This is a genomic window from Leucobacter sp. USCH14 (assembly GCF_037619215.1).
GTDB lineage: Bacteria > Actinomycetota > Actinomycetes > Actinomycetales > Microbacteriaceae > Leucobacter.
The window spans coordinates 289226-308825 of record NZ_JAQPZP010000002.1 but is presented as its reverse complement, the minus strand read 5'-3'; the positions used below and the strand labels follow the sequence as shown (position 1 = coordinate 308825).

Annotated in this window: 15 protein-coding genes; 6 read left to right on the top strand and 9 right to left on the bottom strand. The window is 68.2% G+C overall.

Annotation, left to right across the window (positions count from 1 at the left end; translation table 11 throughout):
• Nucleotides 1-28 precede the first annotated feature (28 nt).
• The 8 genes from PQI23_RS03770 to PQI23_RS03735 all read right to left on the bottom strand — a co-directional run bounded on the left by PQI23_RS03770 (nucleotide 29) and on the right by PQI23_RS03735 (nucleotide 8501).
• Nucleotides 29-1015: a sugar ABC transporter substrate-binding protein gene (locus PQI23_RS03770; protein WP_090146067.1), complete on the bottom strand. Its 987-nt coding sequence runs from the start codon at nucleotides 1013-1015 to the stop codon at nucleotides 29-31.
• Complete coding sequence (locus tag PQI23_RS03765; RefSeq protein WP_339971664.1) at nucleotides 1012-2067, bottom strand: ABC transporter permease; 1056 nt, start codon at nucleotides 2065-2067, stop codon at nucleotides 1012-1014. The genes PQI23_RS03770 and PQI23_RS03765 overlap by 4 nt, the downstream gene beginning before the upstream one ends.
• Nucleotides 2064-3071 (bottom strand): ABC transporter permease, encoded by a 1008-nt coding sequence (locus PQI23_RS03760; RefSeq protein WP_339971663.1) that lies wholly within the window; start codon nucleotides 3069-3071, stop codon nucleotides 2064-2066. Before PQI23_RS03760 ends, PQI23_RS03765 begins: the two co-directional genes overlap by 4 nt.
• Nucleotides 3068-4561, bottom strand: a complete 1494-nt coding sequence (locus PQI23_RS03755; protein WP_339971661.1) for a sugar ABC transporter ATP-binding protein — start codon at nucleotides 4559-4561, stop codon at nucleotides 3068-3070. Before PQI23_RS03755 ends, PQI23_RS03760 begins: the two co-directional genes overlap by 4 nt.
• On the bottom strand, nucleotides 4558-5568 hold the full coding sequence (locus PQI23_RS03750) for an aldose 1-epimerase family protein (RefSeq protein ID WP_339971659.1): 1011 nt from the start codon (nucleotides 5566-5568) through the stop codon (nucleotides 4558-4560). Before PQI23_RS03750 ends, PQI23_RS03755 begins: the two co-directional genes overlap by 4 nt.
• 44 nt (nucleotides 5569-5612) lie before the next feature.
• Complete coding sequence (locus PQI23_RS03745) at nucleotides 5613-6866, bottom strand: hypothetical protein (protein ID WP_339971657.1); 1254 nt, start codon at nucleotides 6864-6866, stop codon at nucleotides 5613-5615.
• Between the two features lie 399 nt (nucleotides 6867-7265).
• On the bottom strand, nucleotides 7266-7433 hold the full coding sequence (locus PQI23_RS03740) for a hypothetical protein (RefSeq protein ID WP_339971655.1): 168 nt from the start codon (nucleotides 7431-7433) through the stop codon (nucleotides 7266-7268).
• A 279-nt stretch (nucleotides 7434-7712) separates the two neighbouring features.
• Nucleotides 7713-8501 (bottom strand): DeoR/GlpR family DNA-binding transcription regulator, encoded by a 789-nt coding sequence (locus PQI23_RS03735; protein ID WP_339971653.1) that lies wholly within the window; start codon nucleotides 8499-8501, stop codon nucleotides 7713-7715.
• A 140-nt stretch (nucleotides 8502-8641) separates the two neighbouring features.
• Between PQI23_RS03735 and PQI23_RS03730 the strand changes: the two genes are divergently transcribed.
• From PQI23_RS03730 to PQI23_RS03705, 6 genes are all read left to right on the top strand, one after another.
• On the top strand, nucleotides 8642-10684 hold the full coding sequence (locus PQI23_RS03730) for a bifunctional aldolase/short-chain dehydrogenase (RefSeq protein WP_339971651.1): 2043 nt from the start codon (nucleotides 8642-8644) through the stop codon (nucleotides 10682-10684).
• Nucleotides 10681-12258: a rhamnulokinase gene (locus PQI23_RS03725; protein ID WP_339971649.1), complete on the top strand. Its 1578-nt coding sequence runs from the start codon at nucleotides 10681-10683 to the stop codon at nucleotides 12256-12258. The genes PQI23_RS03730 and PQI23_RS03725 overlap by 4 nt, the downstream gene beginning before the upstream one ends.
• Nucleotides 12255-12935 carry a FadR/GntR family transcriptional regulator gene (locus tag PQI23_RS03720; RefSeq protein ID WP_339971647.1) on the top strand — a complete coding sequence of 227 codons (681 nt, stop codon included), beginning with the start codon at nucleotides 12255-12257 and terminating at the stop codon, nucleotides 12933-12935. Before PQI23_RS03725 ends, PQI23_RS03720 begins: the two co-directional genes overlap by 4 nt.
• Before the next feature lie 139 nt (nucleotides 12936-13074).
• Nucleotides 13075-14415 carry an MFS transporter gene (locus PQI23_RS03715; protein ID WP_339971646.1) on the top strand — a complete coding sequence of 447 codons (1341 nt, stop codon included), beginning with the start codon at nucleotides 13075-13077 and terminating at the stop codon, nucleotides 14413-14415.
• 51 nt (nucleotides 14416-14466) lie between these two features.
• Nucleotides 14467-15720, top strand: a complete 1254-nt coding sequence (locus tag PQI23_RS03710; RefSeq protein ID WP_339971644.1) for an alpha-hydroxy acid oxidase — start codon at nucleotides 14467-14469, stop codon at nucleotides 15718-15720.
• A gap of 872 nt (nucleotides 15721-16592) precedes the next feature.
• Entirely contained in the window at nucleotides 16593-16889 is a 297-nt protein-coding gene (locus PQI23_RS03705) for a hypothetical protein (protein ID WP_339971642.1), read from the top strand.
• Nucleotides 16890-17055: 166 nt separating this feature from the next.
• Here the strand turns inward: PQI23_RS03705 and PQI23_RS03700 are convergent, their stop codons facing one another.
• Nucleotides 17056-19584 carry an MMPL family transporter gene (locus tag PQI23_RS03700; protein WP_339971640.1) on the bottom strand — a complete coding sequence of 843 codons (2529 nt, stop codon included), beginning with the start codon at nucleotides 19582-19584 and terminating at the stop codon, nucleotides 17056-17058.
• Nucleotides 19585-19600: the final 16 nt, after the last annotated feature.

Below are 19600 nucleotides of genomic sequence, written 5' to 3'. Positions count from 1 at the left end.
CCCGTTCCGTGCCTCTCGGCGGGTGGATCTAGAACGCGGGTTCGACGTCTTCGACGTTCTCCGCGGTGACGACCGTCAGCGGAATGGGGATGCGATTCTCAACGGTCTCGCCCGCCGCGGCCTGGACGATCGTCTCGAGCGCGAGCTTGCCGTCCTCGACCGGCGACTGCACGATGGTCGCGTAGAACTGGCCGTCGCGAATCGACTCGAACGCGTCCTGCTGGCCGTTGATACCGACGATCGGCGGAATCTCCGCAGGATCCTTGCCCGCTTCAGCCCACGCGTCGATGAAGCCGCGCGCCATCGTGTCGTCGTTCGCGTAGACGCCGTCGATATCGTCCCCGAAGCGGGTGATCAGATCGCGGCTCGCGACGAGCGCCTTCTGCTGATCGAAGTCGGCGTTGACGGTCTGCAGCACCTCGATGTCCGAGCCGATCTTCTCGAGCTGCTCCGTGAATCCGTCGGTGCGTCCGATACTCGTGCCGTTGCCTGCCTGGCCGGCGATGATGACGACCCCGCCCTCGCCGCCGAGCGCCTCATCCATGGCGTCCGCCGAGAGCACTCCCTCCTCGTAGACGTCGGGGCCGGTGAAACTCTCCACCAGCTCGAGCGCCTCATCGTCCATCGGCGAGTTGATCAGCACGACCGGAATGCCCGCCGTCTGCGCCTGGATGAGCCCCGGGATGTACGCCTGCGGATCGAGCGGCCACAGCACGATCCCATCGGGGCTGCGCCCGATGCACGTCGTCAACTGCTCAGTACCGGTCTGGACGTCGAAATCCTGGCTCAGCATGGTAACTTTCGCCCCCGCCTCGTCCGCTGCAGCTTGAAACGCCTCGTTCGCGGGAGTGGCGTACGCGTGCGACTCGGCGGCGGTGATGTAGCAGATCTCCGCCCCTGCACCGGCTTCGGCGTCGGGTGACTCGGCGGCGGAATCGGCTCCTGAAGTCGAGCAGGAGGCGAGGAGGAGTGCCGCGGCGAACGCGGTCCCTCCGAGGAATACCTTCTTGATCATGCGGGTGTCCTTTCGGTTTCGTGTTGACGGGCGGCATCCCTCTTCGGTGAGAGGCGCCGCAGCAGTGCGGTAGGTGATACATCAGTGCCACGCTTCGCGTGGGTCAGACGGTCGAGCAGGATGAGGAGAAGCAGGATGGCACCGGTCACGATGTCCTGCACATACGCGGGGATGCTCTGGTACTCCATGGCGGTGGTCAGAGCGGCGAGGGTGAGCAGCCCGCCGAGTGTGCCGAGGGCCGAACCGACGCCTCCCTCGAGCCGGGTTCCTCCGATGACCACCGCGGCGATGGCGGTGAGCACGATCGTGTCGCCGAAGACCGGGGACCCCGTATTGGAGGCGATGCCGAACGTCACCCCTGCGAGACCGGCCATCAGACCGCTGAAGGCGAATGCTCCGAAGAGGTACCAGCGCGACCGGATGCCGCTCGCCGCCGCACTCGTCGCGTTGCTGCCGACCGCGAACAGGTTTCGCCCTGAGACCATCCGCGTCAGCCAGACATGCAGCAGGAGAATGAGCACGACGAAGATGAAGACGCGCGTGGAGAGCGTGCCGAGGACCGGCTGCGTCAGAGGAATCCCGAAGAACGGATCGATGCCGCTGATGGGCCGCGAATCGGTGATGAGGTGGCACACCGCGCGGAATAGCAGCATCGAGGCGAGTGTCGCGACGAGGGAGTTGATCCGGAGCAGCACCACCAGCACCCCGTTGCAGCAGCCGGCGAGCAGTCCGATGCCGAGGCCGGCGATGGCCGCGGGAACCTGACCCATGGATTCTTGGAGACCGACTGCCGCGATACCGGACAGCGCAAGGATCGCGCCCCCGGAGAGGTCCAGTTGGCCGGCGATCAGCACGACCGTCAGTCCGATCGCGATGAGTCCCATGGTCGCCACGCGATCGATGCCGAGGCTGAGCGTTCGAGCTTCGAAGAACCCGGGGACGAATGTGGCGGCGATGACGAGTGTCGCGATCAGGATCACGATGACGCGGTAGCGCACCAATCCGAGCAACGCGAGACTCCATCCGCCACGCAACGGTGATACCGCGCTCATGAGCGGCCTCCCTTCCGACGGAGGTAGATGTCGAGCGAGACGGCGCCGACGATGAGCAAGCCCTTCGCGATTCCCTGTACCGCCGTGGGTACGCCATGCAGCACCAGGATGTTGTTGAGCAGGGCGACGAACAGGAGTCCGCCGATCGCTCGAGGAATGCTGCCCGACCCGCCGAGCAGACTGATACCGCCGACGACAACGGCCGTGATCGCGTCGAACTCGTAGCCGACCCCGATCGCGGGCCTCGCCGTCTGCAGGGTGATCCCGAGCAGCGCGCCCGCAAGCCCGCTCAGCCCGGCGGTCATGACGAACGCGGACGCCCGGGTTCGTGCAAGCGGCACCGCACTCGCCCGCGTGGCGTCAGGATTGCTTCCCGCCGCATAGACCCAGCGACCGAGCGTCGTTCGCGAGAGCACCAGATGGCCGATGACTGCGACGATCACGAAGATGATGACGATCACCGGGATCCCGAACACCCGACTGTTCACGAAAGCCTGGGCGTCGGCGTCGGAGCCGTATACGATGACCCCGCCGACGCTCCACTGCGCGATGCCGAGCACGATGGTGCTGACGCCGAGTGTCGTGATCACGGGGTTGATGCGCGCATACCCGATCAGGATGCCGCTCACGACCCCGGCGCCGCACGCCGCCAGAATCCCGACGAGCGCTGCCGCGAAGGTGCCGATGGCCGGTTGGAGGCCGAGGGTGAGAATCGCACCGACGGCCACGGTGGCCGGGACCGAGAGATCGGCCACTCCGCGCGTGATGAAGACGAACGTCATACCCACCACGATCACGCCGAGTATCGAGATGTTGATCAGCACGTTGACCAGATTGCCGACCGAGAAGAACCTGTCGGAGAGCAGCGTGCCGATGACGAGGAGCAGCACGATGCCGACGGGCATTCCGATCACCGGACCGAGGCGTGCCCCCAGATTCGCGCGGGTGACCCGGCTCGTGCCCGGCACCCCCGTGATCGTCGTATCGAGTTTCGTATCGGTCATGCGTGCGCCGCCTCTCCCGTTGCCGCGAGCATCACGGCGGCCTCGTCGGCTTCGGTTCGATCCAGTTCAGCCGTCACGCGCCCCTCACTGAGCACGTATATCCGGTCGCTCACCGCGAGCACCTCTGGCAGCTCAGACGAGATGAGCAGAATCGCGGTGCCAGCGGCGGCGAGCTCGCCGATGATCGCGTGGATGTCTGCCTTCGCGCCGACGTCCACCCCGCGCGTCGGCTCATCGAGGATGAGCACTCGGGGTCGAGCGGCGAGCCATTTCGCGATCACCACCTTCTGCTGGTTGCCGCCGCTCAGGGTGTCGACGGCGCGTTCGATGACCGGCGGTGAGACCCCGAGCGTCTCGACCTGCTCGCGCACCAGGTCCCGCTCGCGCGAGCGGGAGATCCATCCCGCGGTCGAGAGGCTCCGCAGCACGGGGAGCGAAACATTGTCTTTGATGGATGCAGAGGGCACGATGCCGTCGCGCTTCCGATCCTCTGGCACGTACGCGATGCCCGCAGCGACTCCCTGCGCCGGTGTGCGCGCGACCAGCTCGGCTCCATCGACGCGCACGGCGCCCGCCTGCGCACGATCCAAACCGAACACGGCCCGCGCAACTTCCGTGCGCCCCGCCCCGACGAGGCCCGCCAGACCCACGATCTCTCCTGCGCGAACGTTCAGCGTCACGTCGGAGAACGCTCCGGCTCGCATGAGCCCATCGACCTCGAGCACGACGTCTCCGATCGGGACGACGCGTTTCGGGAAGATATCGGTGAGATCCCGACCCACCATCAGGCGGATCATCTCCCCCGCCGTCAACCCGTCCGAAGCCCGGGTGTCGATCTGCTGACCGTCGCGCAGCACCGTGACCTGGTCGGCGAGATCCAACACCTCGCGAAGCCGGTGACTGATGTAGATGATCGCGATTCCATCGGCGCGCATGCGGCGCACGATGTGGAAGAGCGCCTGTGCCTCGTGCTCGCTCAGTGACGATGTGGGTTCGTCGAGCACGATGATGCTCGGGTGCTGCGCGTACGCCTTCGCGATCTCGACGATCTGCTGCTGGCTCACGGTGAGCGACCCGAGAAGCGCCGAGGGATCGATCCGAGCGTTGAAGGCGTCGAGCACGGCAGACGCGGCATCGGAGAGCGCCCGTCGACGCACGAAGCCGAACCGGGCAGGGGTCGCGCCGAGCATGATGTTCTCCGCGACCGTCAGATCCGGCACGAGATTCAGCTCCTGGTAGACCATCCCGATACCGCGCTTTCGCGCGTCGATGGGCCCGGCGATCCGGGTTTCTGAGCCTCCGAGGACGATGGAGCCTGCATCCGGCTGATACACACCCGCGAGGATCTTCATCAGCGTCGATTTCCCTGCGCCGTTCTCGCCGACGATCGCGTGCACCTCACCGGCCCGGGCGACCAGATCGACATCCGCGAGTGCCCGGATGCCGGGGAACGATTTCGAGATGCCGCGCATCTCCAGTGCGACGGTCATGCGGATCCTCCTGACTCGGGTGAGCTGCTGACCCGGCTCGCTCCGCAGTGAAATTCGAGACGATAGTCCGCGCTCTCCCCGGCGGCGAGCATCGGCAGGACGCCGGCCTCGCTCGCGGCGGCACGGCCGCGGCTCCAGTCGACGTTCGTCGGTTCGAGCCCGAGTACGTAATGCCCTTCTCCCAGCATCTTCCACTGGTGCAGCGCCGGCAGCGAGGCGGTGTCGAACCGCACGGCGACGCGGACATCGCGCGTCGGGTTGTCGAGCGACACCTCCGCGATCCCCTGCCCGGTGAAATCGTGCTTGAACACCTGTTCGGCGTACCCCGGAACCGGCCCGGTGATCTCGAACCACTGCGAGAGTCCGTGTTCCGCGTCAGCGTCACGAGGGGACACCGAGACCGACGGCACCTCGAGCACCGAGCCGTCGTCGAGCAGAGGCCACCCGAGATTCGCGTGGTAGAGCACCATGTGCCCGGCCGCCGCCGACCCTTCGTTGGTCACGCGATCCTCCACCACGATCGACGCCCCGCCGATCGGTACGGTGATGCGGCGGGTGAGCAGCAGGTTGTCTCCGAAGACGCTGGCCTGACGCACCTCCGCTTCCACCACGAGTTCGGCGTCGGTCACCTGTGCCCGAGTGACGACCGACGGTATCGAACCGATTCGGCCGTGCATCGGGTACTCGACTCCCGCCAACGTGCTCGCGGGGCCGTACGAGTCGAGCCCGCAGGTCGCGAGCAGACCGCCTCCGAACGTGCGGAGCCACTCGCTCCCCGAATCCACCGTGAGGCCGGGATCGGCGAATCCGGTGGGAGAGTGCCAGGCGATCGGGACGCCCCGGTACGCCACCGCGCCGATGTCGAGTGCGCGATCGGGGTGCAGCTCGACCGTCAGCCCACCACCCGAGGTGAGCACGATGCGACGAGCGCCCCGAGCCGCGCCCTGCGTCTCGTCGAATTGGTCGATGCGGGCGAGCTGATGGAGCGAGCCGGTGCGACGCCTCACCTCCGCGAGTGTCCGGCCGTACAGCTTCGGTTGAGCGGACATCGTTAGAGTCCCAGCTCGACGCGTTCGCTCGCGAGCTGCTGATTGCCCGGCCCGAAGTGCTTCAGAATGACCAGATCGTCGGTCGCCGACGTGTTGACCACCTGCACCCCGCCCGATGCGGCTCCCGCCGTGATGAAGAACTCATCGCTCGAGAACTGCCCGTATCGGATGCTCGAGATCGCCGCGATGTGCTGCCCGCCGATGCTGCCGTGCCCGGCGACCGCGATGAGTCCGTGCGCGTCCCGGTCGCCCACGGTGACGGACCCGCCCGGAGCGACGGTGAGTTCCTTGGCGCTGAACGCAGTCGCGCGGTAGGTGATCCAGCGCTCCGTGTACTCAGGCGACCCGGCGCGGCTTTCGACCGTCTCGACCGGCGGAGTGAATCGGTGACTCCAGAAGTCGGCGTCGATGTTCAGATCCCAGTCCGCGAGATCGACGATGAAGTCCAGGTCGCCGACATTGCTCGCGGGCACGTCCTTCCACATCAGTTCGTCCGGAACCTCGCGATTGTTCGACCACGACTCGGTCATCGCGAACACATCGCACGCCGCCTGAGGCTCGTAGGTGCACATGCTGGCCGGTGCGTGCAGTACACCTGCGGGCACGTCCCATCCGGTGCCAGGGGTGATGCGATACGCCTTGGACAGGTCGGTGATGCGGTTGTCACCGCCGCGGAGGAACGCCTCGAGTTTGTCGCGGAGCTGCTCTTTCGTGACCTCCGGGTGAAGCCCGAAGAACGTGTACGGGAACTGTCCGCCATGGTTGTTCATCTGCGGTGGGAAGTAATAGGCCTCGGGCTTGCCGGGCTTGCCGACGAGGGCGGCGTGTTCATCGCGGTGATGGATGTGGAACGGCAGCGGGAACTCGTTGTCGAAGAACTTCGAGTACATCGGCCAGAGGCCGTGCGACGCCCACAGCGCACCGATGGCATCGCCCTTCGCGTGCGCGATGAGTTCATCGAGCGGGATCACCCCGCCGTCGGGATCGCGCACGAGGCTCAGGCCTTCGAACGGGTCGGTGCGCGGCCCGTTCTCGGCCCGGATCGCACTCGCCAACCAACGCTCGTCGATGCCGCCGCGCTCCTTGCCCAACGGGAAGTAGTCGTCTGGGTGCAGCCGGATACGCCGACCCGGGGTGCAGAACGCGCGCGGCACCCAAGCGGGAGCGAGACGCAGCACGCCGTTCGCATCGTTCATCGCGCGTTCGATCGCGGCTTCAGAACTCGTGACTCCCGCGTATGGACCGGCCTGTGCCATTACTCACTCCTTTGTGGTGATGCTGCGTGAATTTCTTTGGTTCATTGAACCAAGAAGGTTTCACTGAAACTACCAAATTGTTTCGCGCGGCACAATAGGCGGTGCGGCCGATGCGGAATCGTTACCCCGGATCGCCCTGCAGCGCTGCGCCATCGCTCGACACGGGCGCTCGGTTCCCTACGCATTCCCGGGCCGTGGACGTCGAAACGGATCAATGAAGCGGTCGAGCGGCGCGCAATACGCACCGCTGGCCCGCTCGGACCGAGGGAGAGGGGTCGACCGAGCGAGCCGGACCGCCGAGCGAGCGGAGCCTACCGAGCGAGCCGGACCGCCGAGCGAGCGGGGTTGGTGGTGGCAGGGTCGCCGCGACGGGGCAGAGGGCGCGTCGATTCGCGCGGCTCAGCGGCGGCGGTCGTTCAGGGCGCTGAGCGTCGCGAAGTGAGCAGTCCGTTCCGCGTAGGCCGCTGTCAACAGGGGGTCCGGCGTGAAGCTCGCCTCGAGTTCACGACCGTGCGAGCGGATCGCGTCGAGCGAGTCGATCGCGCCCGTCGCGATTCCTGCAAGCATGGCCGCCCCCTGCGCCGCACCGTGCCCGCTCGCGGGATGATCGACGCGCACCCCCAGCACATCGGCCTTGATCTGCGACCAGACGCGCGATGTTGAGCTACATGCTCCCGGAAGCGCCCTTCGGAGTCTACGTGCCCCCGGGCATGGCCACTCCCGACCTGGCGCACAGCGGCCTCGCCGACCTCCCCGACCGCGAACACATCTGGAGCGGTCAGTCGCTCGTCATGCTCGTTCGCGAGGGGTAGCCGGTCCGCATCGCAGCCACGCGGAGGCGAGGAATCAGGAGGCGGCGTGCGATGCACCCTGGGCCGTGCGGTCGACGGTCACGCCGAGGGCGCGCCACGGCGCCGCGTCGGCCTCGCTGAACTCGTCATCGGTGACGAGTCGATCGACCGCGGAGGCCGGAACCACGCTGTGCTGGCCGAAACCCGCAGCTTTCGAGGAGTCGAAGAGCCCGACGACGCTGCCGGCGGCCGACGCGATGGCGCGCTTCGTCTCGGCTTCGGAGAACGAGCGCTCGAGCAGCCCCTGCTCCGGCGAGAGCGCGGAGACGCCGAGGAAGGCGAGGTCGATCGTGCCGTACCCGCGCAGCAGTTCGGGCGGGAACCCGACGGTCGAGTGCGACGTGCGCCGCACCGTGCCGCCGAGCACCACGATCGCGGGGCCCGAGCGCTCCGCCAGCTGCGACGCGACCCGCAGTGAGTTCGTCACGATCGTCAGGTCGGTGCGATCGGCGAGTTCGAGCGCAAGATAGTACCCGGTCGACGACGAGTCGATCGCGATCACGGCGTCCGTCTCGACGAGTTCAGCGGCGCGTCGAGCCACGGCCCGCTTCGCCCCGACGCGGTGCCCGAGCCGCTCGGCCAGCGGCCCCTCCTCCGCGGTCCGCAGACGCGCGCCTCCGCGAACCCGCTCGATCACGGCGCTGCGCGCGAGCCGGTCGAGATCCTTGCGCATGGTCACCGCAGAGACGCCGATGCTCGAGGCGAGCTCGCCGACGGACACGAGCTCGCGACCCTCCAGCAGACCGAGGATGCGCTCGTCGCGCTGATCTGCGGATGGCGTCATAGTCGGTTACTCTACCGCGATCCTGCGCGGAGAGGCGGGCATCGAAACCGGCATCGCTTTCGAACGCAACTTTCTACGCTTGCATTCGAAACAAGCGGAGCTTAGGCTGGGCGCATCCCCCGGAGCTCGAAAGGCCGCCCATGACGCACACCGACCCCACCGCCCAGGCTCTCATCGCCCGCTCGAATCGACTCGGCGCCGACAAGAAGAACACGAACTTCGCGGGCGGCAACACGTCGGCGAAGGGGTTCACGAAAGACCCAGTGACCGGCGAAGACGTCGAGCTCATGTGGGTCAAGGGATCCGGCGGCGACCTCGGCACGCTCACCGCCGCCGGCCTCTCGACGCTGCGCATCGACCGACTCCGCGCGCTCGTGAACGTGTACCCCGGCCTCGAGCGCGAGGACGAGATGGTCACGGCCCTCGACTACTGCCTCCACGGCAAGGGCGGCGCCGCGCCCTCGATCGACACGGCTATGCACGGCCTCGTCGACGCGGCGCACGTCGATCACCTGCACCCCGACTCGGGCATCGCCATCGCGACCGCGGCAGACGGCGAAGCGCTCACCGCGAAGATCTTCGGCGACCGCGTCGTCTGGGTGCCCTGGCGCCGCCCCGGCTTCCAGCTCGGTCTCGACATCGCCGCCATCAAGGCGGAGCATCCCGAGGCGATCGGCTGCATCCTCGGCGGCCACGGCATCACCGCCTGGGGCGACACGAGTGAGGAGAGCGAGCAGAATTCGCTTTGGATCATCGACACCGCTGCCGCCTACATCGCCGAGCACGGGTCCCCCGAGCCCTTCGGCGGGGTCGTCGCCGGCTTCGAGCCGCTCCCCGAAGAGGAGCGCCGCGCCCGCGCAGCCCAGCTCGCACCGGTGGTGCGCGGCATCGCCAGCACCGACAAGCCGATGGTCGGGCACTTCACCGATTCCGACGCCGTGCTCGACTTCCTCTCGCGCGAGAAGCTCGCCCCGCTTGCGGCACTCGGCACCAGCTGCCCCGACCACTTCCTCCGCACCAAGGTGAAGCCGCTCGTGCTCGACCTGCCCGCCACCGCCACGGTCGAGGAGCAGGTCGCGCGCCTGCACGAACTGCACGAGGCATACCGCGAGGACTACCGCGCGTACTACGAGACGCACGCCGACGAGGCGAGCCCCGCCATGCGCGGCGCGGATCCGCTCATCGTGCTCATCCCGGGCGTCGGCATGTTCAGCTACGGCGCGAACAAGCAGACCGCCCGCGTCGCCGGCGAGTTCTACGTCAACGCCATCAACGTGATGCGCGGCGCCGAGTCGCTCTCCACCTACGCCCCCATCAGCGACGCCGAGAAGTTCCGCATCGAGTACTGGGCGCTCGAGGAGGCCAAGCTCCAACGCATGCCGAAGCCAAAGTCGCACCAGGGCCGCATCGCGTTCGTCACCGGCGCGGCGTCGGGCATCGGCAAGGCGATCGCCACGCGCCTCGCCGCCGAGGGCGCGTGCGTCGTCGTCGCCGATCTCGACCTCGAGAAGGCTCAGGCCGCTGCAGCCGAGCTGGGGAATACCGACGTCGCCATCGGCGTGGCCGCGAACGTCGCCGACGCGACGGCCGTGCAGCAGGCGATCGACGCCGCGGTGCTCGCATTCGGCGGCATCGACCTCGTCGTGAACAATGCCGGGCTCTCGCTCTCGAAGTCGCTGCTCGACACCACCGAGGCCGACTGGAACCTGCAGCACGACGTCATGGCGAAGGGATCCTTCCTCGTCTCCCAGGCGGCCGCTCGTGCCATGATCGCGCAGAAGCTCGGCGGCGATGTCATCTACATCTCATCCAAGAACAGCGTCTTCGCCGGCCCGAACAACATCGCCTACTCGGCGACGAAGGCCGACCAGGCCCACCAGGTGCGGCTCCTCGCCGTGGAGCTCGGAGAACACGGCATCCGCGTCAACGGCATCAACCCCGACGGCGTCGTGCGCGGATCCGGCATCTTCGCGGCCGGGTGGGGCGCGAACCGCGCCGCGACGTACGGCGTCAAGGAAGAGGATCTCGGCCAGTTCTACGCGAACCGCACCATCCTGAAGCGGGAGGTCGTGCCCGAGAACGTCGCCGACGCGGTGTACGTGCTCACCGGCCCCGAGCTCACCCGCACGACGGGCCTCCACATCCCGGTCGACTCCGGCGTCGCCGCCGCGTTCCTGCGATGACCGACACGGCTGCAGGATCGGCGGGCACCGGCGTCGGGGTCGGCGCCCCGGCCGCCGGCCGCGCCGTCGCCGCCGTCGATCTCGGAGCGACCAGCGGGCGCGTCATCGTGGGGCGCATCGAGCAGACGGCCGACGGCGCCGAGCTCCGCACCCAGCACATCGCACGATTCGCGAACGACCCGGTGCGCACGAGCGACGGCCTGCACTGGAACTTCCTCGAGCTCTACCACCAGGCCCTCCAGGGCCTCGCCGCCGCCGAGCGCAGCGCGCCGGGTGAGATCGCCTCGATCGGCATCGACTCGTGGGCGGTCGACTACGGACTGCTCCGCCACGGGCGCCTGCTCGGCATCCCGTACCACTACCGCGATGCGCGCTGCGAGCTCGGAGTCGCAGCGGTGCACGCGCGTGTTCCGGCCGAGCGCCTCTACGCCCGCAACGGGCTGCAGCACCTCACCTTCAACACGATCTTCCAGCTCGCCGCCGAAGACGGCCTGCTCGATGTCGCCGACCGCGCACTGCTCGTGCCCGACCTGCTGAACTACTGGCTCACCGGCGTCGAAGCAGCCGAGCGGAGCAACGCCTCGACGACCGGCCTGCTCGACCCGCGCTCCCGCGAGTGGGATCGCGATCTCGCAGCGGAGGTCGGCATCCCCGCGCGGATTCTGCCGCCGCTCATCGACGCCGGCGCGCGACTCGGGCCGGTCGCCGGAGACGCGGCGAAGGTCATCGGACGCGCCATCGACGTGGTGGCGGTCGCCTCGCACGACACGGCCTCCGCAGTCGCAGCGGTGCCGGCCACGCGATCCGACTTCGCGTACATCTCGTGCGGCACCTGGGGCCTCGTCGGCCTCGAACTCGATGCGCCGGTGCTCACCGACGCCGCGCGCCTCGCGAACTTCACCAACGAGGGCGGCATCGAGGGCACCACGCGCTTCCTGCACAACGTCATGGGCACCTGGCTGTTCTCGGAGTCGCTGCGCCACTGGGAGCCCGGCGCGACCAACGCTCAGCGATCGAGCCTGCTCGGCGAGTTGCTCGCCGCCGCCGAACAGGTCAGCGGCCCGATCCCGGTCTTCGACGCGAACGACCCCCAGTTCATGCCGCCCGGCGACCTCCCCGACCGCATCGTGCGCTGGTTCGAGGAGCGCGGGGAGCGCGCGCCGGAGGGCCGCGTCGAGATCGTGCGCTCCATCACCGAGAGCCTCGCCGTGGCGTTCGCGAACGCCGTCGACACCGCGAGTCGATTGGCGGATCGCGAGGTGTCGACCATCCACGTCGTCGGCGGCGGATCCCAGAACACGCTGCTCTGCCAGCGACTCGCCGACCGCTCCGGCCTCGAGGTGCTCGCGGGCCCGGTCGAGGCGACCGCGATGGGCAACCTGCTCATCCAGGCGCAGACGCTCGGCCTCATCGGCCCCGGGCTCGCCGAGTTGCGAGCCGTGGTGGCCCGATCCACCGCTCCCATCCGTTACACCCCCGCCGGGGGTGCGCGGGCGCGCGGCATGCGGGACGACGCGGCGACCTTGGACACGGCCGCGGGGGCGGGCGCCGACTGCGATAATCAAGAGCGATGAAGGCTCACGAAGCGGTCATGGAGTGGGTGACCGAGGAGCTGCGAAGCGGGCGGCTCCACATCGGCGACCACCTGCCGGGCGAACGCGTGCTCGCCGAGACGCTGCAGGTCTCACGCAGCTCGCTGCGCGAGGCGCTGCGCGTGCTCGAGGCGCTCGGCACGATCCGTACGGCCACAGGCTCGGGCCCGCGATCGGGCACCATCATCACGGCCTCCCCCGAGCAGGCGCTCACGCTCGCACTGAACCTGCAACTCGCCACGAGCCAGGTGGAGCACCATCACGTCTATGAGATGCGCTTGCTGCTCGAGAGCTGGGCGGCCGAGCACTCCGACTCTTCGCGGGGCGATTGGGAGCGCGCGGGTCGGCTACTCGACCGCATGGACGACCCCGATCTACCGGTCGAGGAGTTCCTCGCCCTCGACGCCGAGTTCCACGTGCTGCTCTCCCGGGCCGCGAACAACCCGCTGACCAGCACATTGATGGACGCACTGCGCGTCTCGATCGCCGACCACACGCTGGAGCGCGCGCAGGCGCTTCCCGACTGGACGCGCACCGTGCAGCGCCTGCGCGCCGAGCACCGCGGCATTCTCGAGAGCCTGCGCGACGGCGACCGCGATGCCGCTGTCGAAAGGATCCGCGCGCATATTCGCGGGTACTACTTCGAGACCGCCCGCTGATCCCCCGCTCGTCCCCGGCCCAGATTGACGGATCGCGAAGACCGCACCTACACTACTTGTGGTCATACCACATGGTCTGACCACAAGCGTTTCGCAGAGATGACATCTTCACGACCGACATTCTCAAGGGAGAGATGACATGACGACCCCCGCAGTCCGGCCCGATGAGGCGTCCGGCATCAATTACCGCGTCCTCCTCGGCAGCCTGAGCGGCAGCGTGATCGAGTGGTTCGACTTCCTCGTCTACGGCACCGTCGCCGCGCTCGTCTTCAACAAGCTCTACTTCCCGAGCGACAACGAGTTCGTGTCGACCATGCTCGCGTTCGTCTCGTTCTCGCTCACCTTCTTCTTCCGCCCCCTCGGCGGCATCCTCTTCTCCCACATCGGCGACCGCATCGGCCGGAAGAAGACGCTCTTCATCACGCTCACGCTCATGGGCGGCGGCACCGTCGCCATCGGATTGCTGCCCGACTACGCCGCCATCGGCGTCGCCGCGCCGATCCTGCTCATCTGCTTCCGCATCCTCCAGGGCCTCGGCATCGGCGGCGAATGGGGCGGCGCCCTGCTGCTCGCCTACGAATATGCGCCCAAGCACCGCCGCGGCCTCTACGGCGCCGTGCCCCAGATGGGCATCAGCCTCGGCATGCTGCTCGCGGCCGGCGTCGTCGCCCTCCTCACGCAGCTGCCCGACGGCCAGTTCATGACGTGGGGCTGGCGCGTTCCCTTCGTCGCCAGCATCGTGCTCGTGTTCATCGGGCTGTGGATCCGCAACGGCCTCGACGAAACGCCCGAGTTCAAGCGCGTGCAGGAGACCGGGGCCCGGCTCAAGCTGCCGATCAAGGAAGTCGTCACGAAGCACTGGGGCGCCGTGCTCGTCTCCATCGGCGCGAAGGCCGCCGAGACCGGGCCGTTCTACATCTTCGGCACGTACATCGTCGCGTACGCCACCGACATCCTCGGGGCCCGCGACAACGTCGTACTGCTCGCCGTCGCCGCGGCCGCGCTCGTCGCCACCATCTGGATGCCGATTTTCGGCAGCCTCTCCGACCGCATCTCCCGCGCGACGCTCTACCGCTGGTCGGCGTGCACCACGATCGTGCTCGTCGTGCCCTATTACCTCATCCTCAACACCGGCGAGACGTGGGCGCTATTCGTCGCGACGATTCTCGGATTCGGCTTCCTGTGGGGCAGCGTGAACGCGATCCTCGGCACCCTCATCGCCGAGAACTTCGCACCCGAGGTGCGCTACACCGGCGCCTCCCTCGGCTACCAGCTCGGCGCCGCCATCTTCGGAGGCACCGCCCCGCTCATCGGCGCCTGGCTGCTCGAGATCAGCGGAGGCGAGTGGTGGCCGATCGCGCTCTACGTCGCGATCTGCGCCGCGATCTCGATCGTCGCCTCGCTCTTCATCAAGCGCGTCGCGCACGTCGAGGATGAGCAAACGCGAGAGCCACTCGCCCCCGCCAGCCACGCGGTGTAGCGTCCCGATCCGTCCCGCCGGCCCTGATTCCCACCCCGAGAGGCACACCAGATGAAGCGTCAACTTCCCAAGCCCTCCGAGCTCCTCGAGCTCATGCAGTTCAAGCGCCCCGAGCTCGACGGCAGGAAGCGCCGACTCGATGCCGCGCTCACCATCAACGACCTGCGCGCCATCGCGAAGCGCCGCACGCCCAAGGCGGCATTCGACTACACCGACGGCGCCGCCGAGGGCGAGCTCTCGCTCGGGCGCGCGCGCCAGGCGTTCGAGGACGTCGAGTTCCACCCCGGCATCCTGAAGCCCGCCGCGAACGTCGACACCTCGGTGCAGATCCTCGGCGGATCCTCCGCTCTGCCCTTCGGCATCGCCCCCACCGGCTTCACGCGCCTCATGCAGACCGAGGGCGAGAGCGCGGGTGCCTCGGCCGCCGGCGCGGCGGGCATCCCGTTCACGCTCTCCACCCTCGGCACCACCTCGATCGAGGACGTGAAAGCGGCGAACCCGCACGGCCGCAACTGGTTCCAGCTGTACGTGATGAAGGATCGCGAGATCTCGTACGGGCTCGTACGCCGCGCGGCCGAGGCCGGCTTCGACACCCTCCAGTTCACCGTCGACACCCCCGTCGCCGGCGCCCGCCTGCGCGACAAGCGCAACGGATTCTCGATCCCACCCCAGCTCACGCTCGGCACCATCGTCAACGCGATTCCCCGCCCGTGGTGGTGGATCGACTTCCTCACCACGCCGAAGCTCGAATTCGCGTCCCTCTCCACCACCGGCGGAACGGTCGGCGAACTGCTCGACGCCGCCATGGACCCCACCATCAGCTACGACGACCTCACCGTCATTCGCGAGATGTGGCCGGGCAAGCTCGTGGTGAAGGGCGTGCAGACCGTCGAGGACGCAGCGAAGCTCACCGACCTCGGCGTCGACGGCATCATCCTCTCGAACCACGGCGGGCGCCAGCTCGACCGGGCCCCGATCCCGTTCCACCTGCTGCCGGAGGTCGTGCGCGAGGTCGGCCGCGACGCGACCGTGATGGTCGACACGGGCATCATGAACGGCGCCGACATCGTCGCGTCGATGGCGCTCGGCGCGAAGTTCACCCTCATCGGGCGGGCCTACCTGTACGGGCTCATGGCCGGTGGGCGCGCCGGGGTGGATCGCACGATCGCCATCCTGCGCGACGAGATCGAGCGCACGATGAAGCTGCTCGGCGTCTCCTCGATCGCGGAGCTCGAGCCCGCGCACGTCACCCAGCTGCAGCGCCTCGCCCCGCGCCCGCACGGCGCCCCGAGCCTCACCCGCTAGCGGCGCCGCCCGCACGCCCAAATCTGCGAGCGGGGTCACTTTCGGAGCGTGTTTGGTGGCCGAACGGCTTCAACACACTCCGAAAGTGACCCCGCTCCGAGGATTGTGAGGAGGTAGTGAGCGTCGCGCGGCTTCTTCGTGCACAGCGCTCCTCGTAATGAGATATCGGCGGTGTGTCCACGGCTCTCCCGTAGAGTCCTCGACTGCGTCGACGCACGCGCGATGCTCGCTGCATGTCACATCGGCGCACGATTCACGCACCTGCACAGGCCTACCGAACCGCAGAGCTCATTCAGGCTGGCGTTCATCCGAAGCGGCTCGGAGCGGGAGACATTCGACGGGTCGGACGAGGTCTTCTGCTTCATCCCGATTTCGCATTCGACGACTTCAGCTACCGGGAGCGCTGCATCGCGATCGGAATGACGCTGAAGCAGGAGTTCTTCCTCTCTCGTCGCTCTGCAGCGATCGTTCACGAGATTCCCTGCTCTCCGCATCCCCGAGGGCTCGTCGACGTCGCATCGTTCTCGCCACAACGTGCTCCCCGTCACCGGCGTATCGACGGACACCGTGTGAAAAGCGGAGTACTGCAGTGGACCGAGCGAGCAGGCCTCACGCTTCCCTCGGCCAGCGATGTCTGGTGCCAGTTGGGCCCCATCACCACTCTCCCCGAGCTCGTCGCGGCAGGGGACTTCCTCATCTCAGGCGAACGCATTCCCGGGTCTGGCGGCAAACGCACGATCCCGCTCTGCACGATCGATGACCTTCGCCGAGCTCATGATCGTCACCGCACGACTCTCGGAGCGCCACTGAGGACTCGAGCACTCGCGCTCATCCGAGCGCCTGTGGATTCTCCACCGGAGAGTCACCTGCGGGTGGCGCTGATCACCGCCGGGTTCGACGAGCCGACAGTGAACTGCCCGGTCCCGACCGCGTACCGAACCTTTCACTCCGACCTCGGCTATCCGGAGCTTCGCATCGCAATCGAGTACGAGGGGCGCTACCACTTCACGAGCGCCGAGCAAGCACGTTTCGATGTGCAGCGGCGCCGCAGCATGATCGAAGCGGGCTGGACGGTGCTGCAGGCGCTGGATGCCGATGTTGACGATCCCCGCAGCTTCTTCGCGACACTCACCGGCGCGATTCAGTCGGCGCGTTCGCGTCTCCGCTGAGCTCGCCCCCCCCCCCCCGTCAGCGGGGTCACTTCGGGAGTGTGTTGCGCCCATGTCACGCTGCAACACACTCCCGAAGTGACCCCGCTCGCAGAAGTGGGTGGGTGGTGGCGGAGGGGGCGGGGGCGGACGGGGCGGGCGGCGGCCGGCGCCGCCCGCCCGCCGCCTAGTGGTGGACGGGGTGACGGCGCTCCAGCGCCGAGCCCTCGACATCGACGTTCGGGATGATGCGGTCGAGCCACTTCGGCAGCCACCAGGCACCGCGACCGACGAGGTGCATCACGGCGGGCACGAGCAGCATGCGCACGACGATCGCGTCGAGCAGCACGCCGAGCGCGAGGCCGAAGCCCATCGACTTGATCATCACCGAATCCGACGCGATGAACCCGCCGAACACCGAGACCATGATGATCGCCGCCGCGATGACGACGGTGCGGCCGGCCCGGAATCCCTGAGCCACCGCGAGCTTCGCCGGCGCCCCGTGAGCGTAGGCCTCGCGCATGCCGGTGGCGAGGAAGAGCTGATAGTCCATGGCGAGCCCGAAGAGGATGCCGACGAGGATCACCGGGAGGAAGCTCAGGATCGGCCCGGGGTTGTGCACCCCGAGCCACTCGGCGCCCCAGCCCCACTGGAACACGGCCGTCACGGCTCCGTAGGTCGCGAAGAGCGACAGCACGAAGCCGCCGGTCGCGATGAGCGGCACCAGGAGGGAGCGGAACACCATCACCATGATGAGGAAGGAGAGCCCCACGACCACGACGAGGTAGAGCGGCAGCACCTCCTGCAGCCCCTCGGAGATGTCGATGTTGATCGCGGCCTGCCCGGCGACGCCCAGCGCGATCTCGCCGTCGACCGGCGGCAGCTCGCGCAGATCGCGCACGAGCGTCTCCGTCGACTGACTGTTGGGCCCTTCGGCGGGCACGACCTGGAAGGCGGTGAGCCGGTGGTCGTCGGAGACGGCGACCGGTGCGACGGCGGTGATGTCGTCCATCGCGGCGAGCTCGCTGGCGACTGCGAGCTGCGCCTCGAGCACGCCGTCGTCGTCGAGCCCCTCGGGCAGGTCGGCGGTGATGAGCAACGGCCCGTTCGCGCCTTCGCCGAACGCCTCGTTCGTCAGCGTGTACGCCTCGTACGCGGTGGATCCCTCGGCCTCCGATCCCCCGTCGGGCAGGCCGAGGCGCATCGACATCGACGGAATGGCGATGACCAGCAGCACAACGGTGGCGACGACCGCGGTGACGATGGCGCGCAGGTTGGTCATCGGCTTGACGCCGCGATCGGTGTCGGATGCCGAGCCCGGTTCGCTTGCGGCGGCGAGCTCTGCCCGCGCACGCGCCTTCTTGCTCAGCAGTCGCGTGCCGGCGAGCCCGAGCAGCGCGGGGGTGAGCGAGATCGCGATGAGCACTGCGACGGCGACGCTGACGGCGCCGGCGGTGCCCATGAGACCGAGGAACGGAATTCCGGTGATGTTGAGCGCGAGCAGTGCGACGATGACTGTCGCACCCGCGAACACGACCGCGTTGCCGGCCGTGCCGTTGGCGAGACCGATCGATTCGACGACGCCCGCGCCCTGCAGCATCTGCTTGCGGTGCCGGTACAGGATGAAGAGCGAGTAGTCGATGCCGACGGCGAGTCCGAGCATCACGCCGAGGATGGGCGTGACCGAGGCCATCTGCGTCACCCCGGAGAACGCGAGAGTCGCCATCGCGCCGATGCCGACGCCCACGAGCGCGGTGACGATGGGGAACGCGGCGGCGAGGATCGACCCGAGCACGACGATGAGCACGATGGCGGCGATGACGACGCCGACCACCTCGCCGACGCCGAGGATCTCGGGCACCCCCTGCGCGATGTCGGTCGAGATCGCGGTCTGCACCCCGTCGATGGGCGTTCCCTCGAAGTGCTCGATCACGGCGTCCTTCGTCTCCTGCGAGAGATCGAGGCGCGGTTCGGTGAAGGAGACGTTGACGAGCGCAGTGGCCCCGTCGTCGGAGACCACGCCGATGCCCTCGGCGTACGAGGCGAGCTCGGCGCCCTGCTCGAGCTTCGCCTGGTTCTCGTCGAGCTCCGCGACCCCCGCATCGAGCTGCTCCTGCTGCGCGTCGAGCTCGGCATTGCCGGCGTCCAGCTGCTGCTGCTGCTCTTCGAGCGCGGCGAGCTGCGGCGCCCGCATCTCCTCGGGCATTTCGACGGCCGCGAGCTGCGCGCTGGCGGCATCGAGCTGAGCCTGACCCTCGGCGATCTGCGCTCGTGCGGCGTCGAGCTGCTGCTGCCCGGCCTCGGCCTGCGCGCGACCATCGTCGATCTGCTGACGGCCGTCGACGATCTGCTGCTGCTGATCCTCGAGCTGCTGCTGCGCTTCGAACGGATCGACCACATCCGCGACGTCGGGTAGGTCCTTCGCGCTTTCGGCCAGAGCGGTGATGTCGGATCGCTGGGCCTCGGTCAGCGGCGCCCCGTCCTCGGAGTGGAAGACGACCGTGCCTGAGGCCCCGCTGAAGTCGGGGAGGGATTCTTCGAGCTCTTCGAGCACATCGCCGGAGGCGGTACCCGGTACATCGAAGCTCGAGCTCAGGCCCTTGAAGCCGACGAGGAACCCGCCGACGGCGATGCCGAGGATGACGATCCACGCGAGTATCACCGTCCAGGCGCGCTTCGCGGCGAACGTTCCCAGGCGGTGCAGCAACTCGGCCATGCAATCTCCCATTCTG